This window comes from Streptomyces sp. NPDC059524 (assembly GCF_042749255.1).
Classification (GTDB): domain Bacteria; phylum Actinomycetota; class Actinomycetes; order Streptomycetales; family Streptomycetaceae; genus Streptomyces; species Streptomyces xanthii.
In genome coordinates, this window is the sequence record NZ_JBHYTK010000059.1 from 14,433 (window position 1) to 18,403 (window position 3,971).

At 73.2% G+C, this 3,971-nt stretch carries 3 protein-coding genes and 1 pseudogene; all 4 read left to right on the top strand.

Annotated features, from left to right (window positions below; translation table 11 throughout):
* Window positions 1-101 precede the first annotated feature (101 nt).
* A pseudogene (locus ACFW9D_RS18465) lies at window positions 102-767 on the top strand (glycosyltransferase family 4 protein); the annotation flags it as partial.
* Window positions 761-1,504, top strand: a complete 744-nt coding sequence (locus ACFW9D_RS18470) for a methyltransferase domain-containing protein (protein ID WP_384623146.1) — start codon at window positions 761-763, stop codon at window positions 1,502-1,504. The pseudogene ACFW9D_RS18465 and the gene ACFW9D_RS18470, both read left to right, overlap by 7 nt.
* A complete protein-coding gene (locus tag ACFW9D_RS18475; RefSeq protein ID WP_384623148.1) occupies window positions 1,501-2,577 on the top strand; it encodes a prenyltransferase/squalene oxidase repeat-containing protein in 1,077 nt (358 codons plus the stop codon). The genes ACFW9D_RS18470 and ACFW9D_RS18475 overlap by 4 nt, the downstream gene beginning before the upstream one ends.
* 729 nt (window positions 2,578-3,306) lie before the next feature.
* Entirely contained in the window at window positions 3,307-3,828 is a 522-nt protein-coding gene (locus tag ACFW9D_RS18480; protein ID WP_188341588.1) for a hypothetical protein, read from the top strand.
* Window positions 3,829-3,971 lie beyond the last annotated feature (143 nt).

The following is a 3,971-nucleotide window of genomic DNA, read 5'->3' on the forward strand; positions in this document are numbered from 1 at the left end:
CCCCGCGCGCCTAGAGCGTCGCCCACCTCGGGGTACGCCCCGGCCGACGCCGCTTCGACCACCTCGCCGCCCCCCCCCACCTCTCCCCCCCCACCCCGCCCCTCGCCGAGGTCCCCGGCCGCATCGTCACCACCTCCAGCGCCGACGTCCCCCTCAAGGGCCTCGTGTACCTCGTCGAAGCCCTCGCCAAGGTCCGGGCCGAGCAGCCCGACGCGCACCTCGTCGTCGTCGGCAAGCGCGCCGAGGACGGACCCGTCGCCCAGGCCATCGAACGCTACGGGCTCGAAGGCGCCGTCGAGTTCGTCAAGGGCATCAGCGACCAGGAGCTCGTCGACCTCGTCCGCTCCGCACAGGTCGCCTGCGTGCCCTCCCTCTACGAAGGATTCTCGCTGCCCGCCGCCGAGGCCATGGCCACCGGCACCCCCCTCGTCGCCACCACCGGCGGCGCCATCCCCGAGGTCGCCGGACCCGACGGAGAGACCTGCCTCGCCGTACCGACCGGCGACGCCGGCGCCCTCGCCGCCGCGCTGACCCGGCTGCTCGACGACCCCGCGCTGCGCACCCGGCTCGGTGCCGCGGGCCGCGCCCGGGTCCTCGACCGGTTCACCTGGGCGCGGGCCGCGCAGGGCACCGCAGAGCTCTACCGGGAGTCCATGGACGCGGCGCCCCCGCGCCCCGCCGGCGGCTCCGTACGACCGCGATCGCAAGCGCGCGCACACGCGGACGCGCACCAGGAAACCCCCCAGGAAAGCAGGGCCACGTGCTGACCGTCGACTTCACCCGTTTCCCGCTCGCCGCGGGCGACCGCGTCCTCGATCTCGGGTGCGGGGCCGGACGGCATGCCTTCGAGTGCTACCGGCGCGGGGCCCAGGTCGTCGCCCTCGACCAGAACGCGGAGGAGATCGCCGAGGTCGCCAAGTGGTTCGCCGCCATGAAGGAGGCCGGCGAGGCCCCGGCCGGCGCCACCGCCACCGCGATGGAGGGCGACGCGCTCGCGCTGCCGTTCCCCGACGAGTCCTTCGACGTCGTCATCATCAGCGAGGTCATGGAGCACATCCCCGACGACAAGGGTGTGCTCGCCGAGATGGTGCGCGTCCTCAAGCCGGGCGGCCGCATCGCCGTCACCGTGCCGCGCTACGGCCCCGAGAAGGTCTGCTGGGCGCTCTCCGACGAGTACCACGAGGTCGAGGGCGGCCACATCCGCATCTACAAGGCCGACGAACTCCTCGGCAAGATGCGCGAGGCCGGCCTCAAGCCGTACGGCACGCACCACGCGCACGCCCTGCACTCGCCGTACTGGTGGCTCAAGTGCGCCTTCGGCGTCGACAACGACAAGGCGCTGCCCGTCAAGGCGTACCACAAGCTCCTGGTCTGGGACATCATGAAGAAGCCCGCCCTGACCCGGGTCGCCGAGCAGCTGCTCAACCCGGTCGTCGGCAAGAGCTTCGTCGCCTACGCCACCAAGCCGCACCTGCCCGCAGCCGACGCCGAGGCCACTGCGTGAGCAGCCCCGAGCGGACCGAACTCCTGGTCCTGGACGGTGTGCTGACGGCCGATCAGGCGCGGCGGACCGTGCGCGGGATACTCGACGTGCAGCGGCCGGACGGGGCCATACCGTGGTTCCGCCGGCACCACCTCGACCCGTGGGACCACACTGAGGCCGCCATGGCGCTCGACGTGGCCGGCGAGCACGAGGCCGCCGAGCGCGCCTACGACTGGCTGGCCCGGCACCAGAACCCGGACGGATCCTGGTACGCCGCCTACCACGACGGCGACCCCGACGACGTCACCGACCGCGGACGCGAGTCCAACTTCGTCGCGTACATCGCGGTCGGCGTCTGGCACCACTACCTGTCCACCGGCGACGACGCGTTCCTCGACCGCATGTGGCCGGCCGTGGGCGCCGCCGTCGAGTGGGTGCTGAGGCTGCAGCAGCCCGGCGGGCAGATCGGCTGGAAGCGCGAGGACGACGGCACGGCCGTCGACGACGCGCTGCTGACCGGGAGTTCGTCCATCCACCACGCGCTGCGGTGCGCGCTCGCCATCGCCGAGCAGCGCGAGGAGCCGCAGCCGGACTGGGAGCTGGCGGTCGGCGCGCTGCGGCACGCCATCCGGCGCCACCCCGAGCGTTTCCTCGACAAGAGCCGGTACTCGATGGACTGGTACTACCCGGTGCTCGGCGGGGCCCTGCGTGGTGACGAGGCCGCCGCCCGGATCGCCGGGGACTGGGACAAGTTCGTCGTGCCCGGGCTCGGAGTGCGGTGCGTCGTGCCGAACCCGTGGGTCACCGGGGGTGAGAGCGCGGAGCTGGCGCTCGCGCTCTGGGCCGTCGGCCAGTCGGACCGGGCGCTCGCGATCCTCCAGGACATCCAGCACCTGCGGGATCCGCGGACCGGGCTGTACTGGACGGGGTACGTCTTCGATGACCGGGCGATCTGGCCCGAGGAGTTGACGTCCTGGACGGCGGGGTCCGTGCTGCTCGCGGTTGCCGCGCTCGGGGGTGACGAGGCGACCTGCGCCGTCTTCGGCGGCGAGTCCCTCCCCAACGGCGTCGACCCCCAATGCTGCCCCGCGTAGCCACGGCCTCCCCGTAACGACGCCCCCGCCCGGGCTCGGGCCCCATCGGTTCCGGGCGCGGGCGGCGCCGTTGCCTCGGGGCGCGGGTTCCTGTCGTCTTGGGGTGGGTGGTGCTGCGGTCTCCGGGGCGGGCGGAGCGTGCCTTCGCCTGCGAGGCCATAGCCTCAGCCCTTCCCCCACCCTCCCGCCCCCTACGGGGGCGTCGGCCCGGCACCCGGCCTCGGGCACCACCCCCAGCATCGGGCACACCTTCGGTCGCCCTCGTCTTGGGCGGCACGGGTGGGCAAGGGGGCACCCCGGTGCCGGGTGCGCGATCGGTCGGCCTCGGCTCCAGGCGGGCCGCCGCAGGGGCTGAGGATCGTCGCCGGCTACCGCGCCGTTGTGGCTGGTCGCGCAGTTCCCCGCGCCCCTGACGGGGCGCATCTGCCCACGCCTTGATCGCGCTCACGCGGTGGAGCCTCATGTCGACACGGCCCGCGCCGATGAAGGGGCGCATCTGCCCTCACCTTGATCGCGCCCGCGGGGCGCGGAGCCGCGAGTCTGACGGGCGCAGCCGGCACACCCTGAACGCGCCCATGCGCAGCCTCCCCACGCCCGAGGCGGTCACTGTGGGTGAGGTCGAGTGGCGGGGGGTGGGATCGCGGGGGAGGGTGCTGGGAGGGGGAAAACGGCTCGGAGGTGAGCGTGGTCGGGAAGTCCTTTTCGGCGCGGCGCGGAATCATCGCGCTCATGCTGTGCGGCGCACTGCTCGTGGGCGGTACCGCCTGCGCCGGCGGCAACGGCAGTACGGAGGCCGTGGCACGGCCAGCGGCGGCCAGCAGCAGCCCCGCGGTCGAGCGCCAGAAGCTCGCCAAGACCCGGTTCGTGGCCAACGCGGGCCTCGCCGCGGGCGCGACGTACCAGTGGATCGTGAAGCCGTGGAAGGCCGGGAAGTTCAAGAAGGGCGCGAAGGGCCGGAAGTTCGCCCTCGTCAAGGCGGGCCTCGCGGGCGCGTTCACGTACAACCGGCTCAAGGCGGCGCAGCGCAACGCCAAGGGCGACCCGACGCTCGCGAAGGCGGTCGCCCCGCTGACCGCCGGGATCGACAAGCTGAAGGACCTGCCGAAGCAGCTGCGCAAGGGTGACGGCGTCGACTCGGTCTCCGGTTCGTTCGACGACATCATCAACGGCGTCAAGGACGCAGGGAAGAGCGCCGGCGCAGAGGTGAAGGACAAGGTGCCCTCGGCGAAGGAGCTCGCCAAGGGGTCCTAGGAAGCGGCTAGTTCAGCTCGGCCAGGACGCGGAGCGTCTCGGGGTGGGGGGGGGCGTGAAAGAAATACCGAACCCGCGCCGAGGGCGCCCCGTAGAGGCGGTGTGGGATCCCCCCCCGCCGCCCCCCCACGGGGATGTGGTCG

What these genes read in the sequence shown, in the direction of transcription:
- ACFW9D_RS18480 (WP_188341588.1), top strand. Translation starts at nt 3,307, where the DNA reads ATGCTGTGCGGCGCACTGCTCGTGGGCGGTACCGCCTGCGCCGGCGGC.